Origin of the sequence: Plebeiibacterium sediminum, from assembly GCF_026013605.1 — a bacterium.
GTDB lineage: Bacteria > Bacteroidota > Bacteroidia > Bacteroidales > Marinilabiliaceae > Saccharicrinis > Saccharicrinis sediminus.
This window is the reverse complement of the sequence record NZ_JAPDPJ010000137.1, coordinates 1-4,490: the sequence shown is the minus strand read 5'-3', so window position 1 is coordinate 4,490 and position 4,490 is coordinate 1. Positions and strand designations below refer to the sequence as shown.

Genomic DNA, 4,490 nt, shown 5'->3' with positions numbered 1-4,490 from the left:
GAGGTTTTAATATTTTTTGTTTCGCAACCTTAAAATACTAAATTCCAAAAGCATGCACTTTTTTTATTCTATTATTTAATTCACACAACGAGTTATTTTTTACTTTTGGCATAGTTCACTAATCCATCCAGCCAATCCTGATGTCCGTTAATTATAGGGTTAGGCTTTGTTTTAGCAAGTTCCTGTGCAGGTTTTCCAATTTGGCTTTCCTGAGTAAGAATTCGAACTCGTCCTCCTGGTAAATCTTCAATCAGCCAAGCATGAATAACATCTAAACGAGTTGCTTCGTCACCCTCAGCCCAACCGTGCCAAGCCAATCGAGCTGCTTCGTTTCCACAAGGAGGAACAAATTCTGTTATTTGGGCTTCAATTGGGAACCCAAAGGTTTTAAAACGGAAACGTACACCATCATATAATTCTTTGTCATTGGAGTTTAAAAACTCAACATCAGATGAATTCGAATAATATTCTGTCCAAACAAAAGGATTAACTAAATACTTCCATACTTCTTTTGTAGTTAAACCTTTAACAATTACTTCATTTGAGCAAAAATTATCAGTTGTTCCAGGTGTGTATTTTTCCTGGAATACAATTGCGCTTTGTTTCATATATTTTGTATTTTCTTTTTCTAATTGTTCTTTTATTGCTTCTCCTACAGCATGAGCTGATTGTGGATTCTGACCTGTTACTAGTCTATAGTCAACAACAACGTGTACCTGCCAGGGAGCTGACTTTTCAAATATAACTCCACGTTCTTTCAATTTATCTTCTAATAAGAAAGGAACAACCTTAGTTAATCCTACAATCTCTTCCTCTTCATTAGTGAAAGCATTTACTTTTTTGCCTGCAACCAGATAAGAGCCATCTTTTAATTTAATATTTACCAGTCCAGCTGGCCCGTGACAAACTGCCCCGACAACACCATTTGTCTCATAAATCTGAGCAGCAATATTTTGTAATTCTTTATTGTCAGGAAGGTCCCACATAGTTCCATGTCCTCCGGCAAAGAAAATTGCAGCATATTCTTTTACATCTACTTCTGAGGGTTTCATAGTGTTTTCAACTTTTTGTCTGTATTCAGTGTTTTCCCAGAATTTTTTATTTACAGAGTCGGTCAAATCAAAACCATCCACCGGAGCTTTTCCTCCTAATGGACTTACAAAATCTATCTCATAACCAGCATCAAACAATACTTCCCATGGATGGGTAACTTCACTTAGAAAGAAACCAGTTTTTTCACCAGTATTTCCTTTTTCACTGTGGCTAGTAACCACGAACAATACTTTCTTTTTCATTTTTTTTGTGTTTTGCGCATTGGTAATTCCAACTAACGTGATGAACGCTATTATTACCAAAGAGATTTTATTAATTATATTCATATCTAAATTTTAATATATTATTCTATAAAGTTTACAGATAAGTGAGATAAATATGATTTACGTAATTCTTCAACTCTGGCTTCAGAGATGTTTTTCTCAACATCGTGAAAATGGAAACTCGTAATAGGAGCATTCATGCCTATGAAAGAATTCATTCGATGAAAACCAAACAACACGCCATCATCCACGCTTCTTCCCATAAAGAATTCATTGGGAATGGTAAACGCTGTTTCTGGAGCATTCCAGGTTGTGGTTACCATGTATGTTTTACCTTGCATTAAACCTCCTTTACCGTAGTTACGTTCAGGATTTTCAGCCTTTCGTCCATCACTATAATACATTCCTTTTCTATGCCCAGCAGTTAATACATTATCAAGATACTCTTTTAATGTATAGGGCATGTTCATCCACCAGGCAGCAAAATGATAGATCACTACATCTGCCCATAGGAATTTATCGACTTCCGTTTCAGTATCATAACCATCGGTTAGGTTTGTAACCTGTAATTCGAATCCGTTATTTTCAATAAAGAACTCTTTATCCCAACTAGTAATGGTGTTATTTAGCTTTCCTCCGGAATGAGCAAAATTTTGTCCTGCATTGATTATAAATATCTTCTTCATTATCTTCGAACTATAATAATTATAGTTGCAAAAGTAACTTTAGTGATATATCTTTGCAATAACTATCAAAATAGATAGGTTATAGATATGGGAAAAAATATTGAATTAAACGGAAAAAATTATCCATGTACAGTTAGCCTGGCAATGGATTTAGTAGGTGGAAAATGGAAATCTGTAATTCTGTATCACCTTAAAGATGAAGAAAAGCGTTATAACGAATTAAGGAAAGAAATACACGCCATAACTGAGATGACGCTCAGCTTACAACTAAAACAGTTGGAAGAAAGTGGTTTGGTTTCACGAAATGTGTATGGTGATAAACCACCGATTAAAGTAATCTATAGTTTAACTGATTTTGGGAAAACATTTATACCGGCTTTAGAAGCTATAAATAATTGGGGGCATTTGGTTGTTAAGGAAAAAGGTGGTGTTGTTGAAGCTAAATAGAATCTAATCGATATTCTTTTGGAGAAACTTGCATCATCTTTTTAAAAGTCCGGTTAAAATAAGGGATGTCATTAAAACCAACAGCTGCACTAATTTATGAAATTGTCATGGTTGTTTCTCGGAGCATTATGTTTGAGTGTTCGAAAAGAGATTAAGCTATATGATAACCAAGCTGGGATCGCCTCTCTGAACACATTTACTTTGAAAAAAGAAATTCTTTATGAACTGAAAATAGATAGGATCTTTTAAAAGCAATAGATAATACACTAAAAATCTCAATTAAAAAACAATCTTTTAAAGATTCATCTCCTTCAATTAAGTTTATTGATCCATACTTTCCTATAGAATATAAAGGTCGATGGTATTAATAGCTACTGATCGTAAAGATGATCAAATAAAAAGCTTTTGCCTTTTTCGATTTTGTAGCTTTGAAACAGCAAAAGAAAATTTTGATAATACAAGATTAAAAGAAGTAACGGATTACTATAAGTATTCATCCGATATTGTTGGTCCTAACCTTAAAATAGCTTCGGAAATAATAATATTAAAGTTTACAGCTAAACAAGGTAAGTATATCAAATCATTACCATTACATCATACTCAAACCATTCTTGAAGAAAAGGATAATTCATTGACTATAAAACTTAAACTTCATATTACACATGATTTCATTATGGAATTATTAAGCTATAGTAATTAAGTAACAGTTTGTGAACCTATCTCTCTAGTTAATAAAATAAAACAAATATACACCTCGCTCTTGACAATTACTCTAGTGAACAATATTCATAATGTTAGAATCATTCTAAACCTATTATAATATAAGGAAATTTTAAAGGTCATATAATCATTTATGGCTCATTTGTACTTGTTAGGTAATATCACATATTGCAATAAAAATAGCTTTAATTGATTTGAATCAATTTGGTCTAATACTTCATCAAATTGATAAACTACAAAAAATTATTACTTCAGGTTTTATTCATAATTAAATATATCACCATCACTCATGCACCCCATAATACCCCTTTTGCCACCCTTCTGTATTAGGGGTACATTCACTCAGGTGAGGGCCATTCACTCCCAACGCCTCAAAAGTGTCAAACAAACCTTCTTCGTTGGCGCTTGATTTATAAATCAGTGCCTCCACACATCCCGGTATCTTCATTTCACTACGTTCCATTCAAAAACCTCCTTTTACCCAACAGCACTTGCCATTTCAAATATACCGCTCGCTTAATCAATGGCAATAGCTGTTCCTACCCACACACTATTTCTCATCCAAAATTCTATTCAATCCATGTTTGCCACTTCCCTACCCTTCTGGTGCTGTTTTCGTCATACCTTTTGCCCTAATGGCGCTCCATTAACAACTATTGCTGGCGCTTGATTTGTAATCAGCGCCATGCACACATTCGGTATTTAAATCATTTCGCTGTTCGTACCTCACAACTAAAAATGCCTTAAAACCCGAGCCCCAAGTAAACTTGGCGCAATCCATAGCCTTTAATCCTTTCTCATAAATAGTTTCGGTTCGTACCTCTCCTCAACATATTTACTCCAAAGTTTTAAAAGCTGTACCCTGGCAAAAGCAACGCCAAAAACAACACCCCTAAGCTGCAATAACATAATGCGTCCCTATATATCTTACCTATCTTCATTTGTGTAAACTGAATACCTCCGGCAGTCCTATAGCGGCATTATGTTAATGAGCCCCGTGGCCAAAGCTCCCCTCCCCTACAAGTGTCGTATTTATTTCATTCTCTTAGGAAAGGAATTAATTGGACAGAATTATTTTTTATCTTTAAATCGCTTTTTACAGATTTAAAAGTGGTATAAGTTAATCTTATAAATGTCCTATAGTAATATATATGTTTAATAGATCTTCCTTTCTTAATCTCCTCCCCCCTGAAAGAATACTCACAAAATTTACTATTTTTACCCCCGGAATTATTTATGAATTTTTGAATGAGCGAGTTATCTAAGAGTGAACAAATAGCAGTGAAACACCTGATTGAGTATGCCTTGGAAGAGGATAGTC

6 protein-coding genes are annotated in these 4,490 nt (G+C 34.2%); 2 read left to right on the top strand and 4 right to left on the bottom strand.

All coding sequences use genetic code 11. From position 1 onward, the window contains the following. Positions 1 to 92: 92 nt before the first annotated feature. Both OM075_RS24250 and OM075_RS24245 read right to left on the bottom strand, forming a co-directional pair. Positions 93 to 1,295: a DJ-1/PfpI family protein gene (locus OM075_RS24250; RefSeq protein ID WP_301193149.1), complete on the bottom strand. Its 1,203-nt coding sequence runs from the start codon at positions 1,293 to 1,295 to the stop codon at positions 93 to 95. Between the two features lie 101 nt (positions 1,296 to 1,396). Further along, positions 1,397 to 2,002 (bottom strand): NAD(P)H-dependent oxidoreductase, encoded by a 606-nt coding sequence (locus tag OM075_RS24245; RefSeq protein WP_301193148.1) that lies wholly within the window; start codon positions 2,000 to 2,002, stop codon positions 1,397 to 1,399. Positions 2,003 to 2,089: 87 nt separating this feature from the next. Between OM075_RS24245 and OM075_RS24240 the strand changes: the two genes are divergently transcribed. Further along, entirely contained in the window at positions 2,090 to 2,449 is a 360-nt protein-coding gene (locus tag OM075_RS24240) for a winged helix-turn-helix transcriptional regulator (RefSeq protein ID WP_301193147.1), read from the top strand. On the opposite strand, the gene OM075_RS26180 is transcribed toward OM075_RS24240, so the two are convergent. Further along, positions 2,442 to 2,543, bottom strand: coding sequence for a helix-turn-helix domain-containing protein (locus OM075_RS26180; protein ID WP_363321656.1), 102 nt, complete (start codon positions 2,541 to 2,543; stop codon positions 2,442 to 2,444). The two genes, OM075_RS24240 and OM075_RS26180, sit on opposite strands and share 8 nt — an antisense overlap. 264 nt (positions 2,544 to 2,807) lie before the next feature. Here OM075_RS26180 and OM075_RS24235 point away from each other — a divergent pair, with 264 nt between their 5' ends. Further along, positions 2,808 to 3,149: a WYL domain-containing protein gene (locus OM075_RS24235; RefSeq protein ID WP_301193146.1), complete on the top strand. Its 342-nt coding sequence runs from the start codon at positions 2,808 to 2,810 to the stop codon at positions 3,147 to 3,149. A gap of 303 nt (positions 3,150 to 3,452) precedes the next feature. Here OM075_RS24235 and OM075_RS24230 read toward each other — a convergent pair whose 3' ends face one another. Then, positions 3,453 to 3,632 (bottom strand): hypothetical protein, encoded by a 180-nt coding sequence (locus tag OM075_RS24230; protein ID WP_301193145.1) that lies wholly within the window; start codon positions 3,630 to 3,632, stop codon positions 3,453 to 3,455. Positions 3,633 to 4,490: the final 858 nt, after the last annotated feature.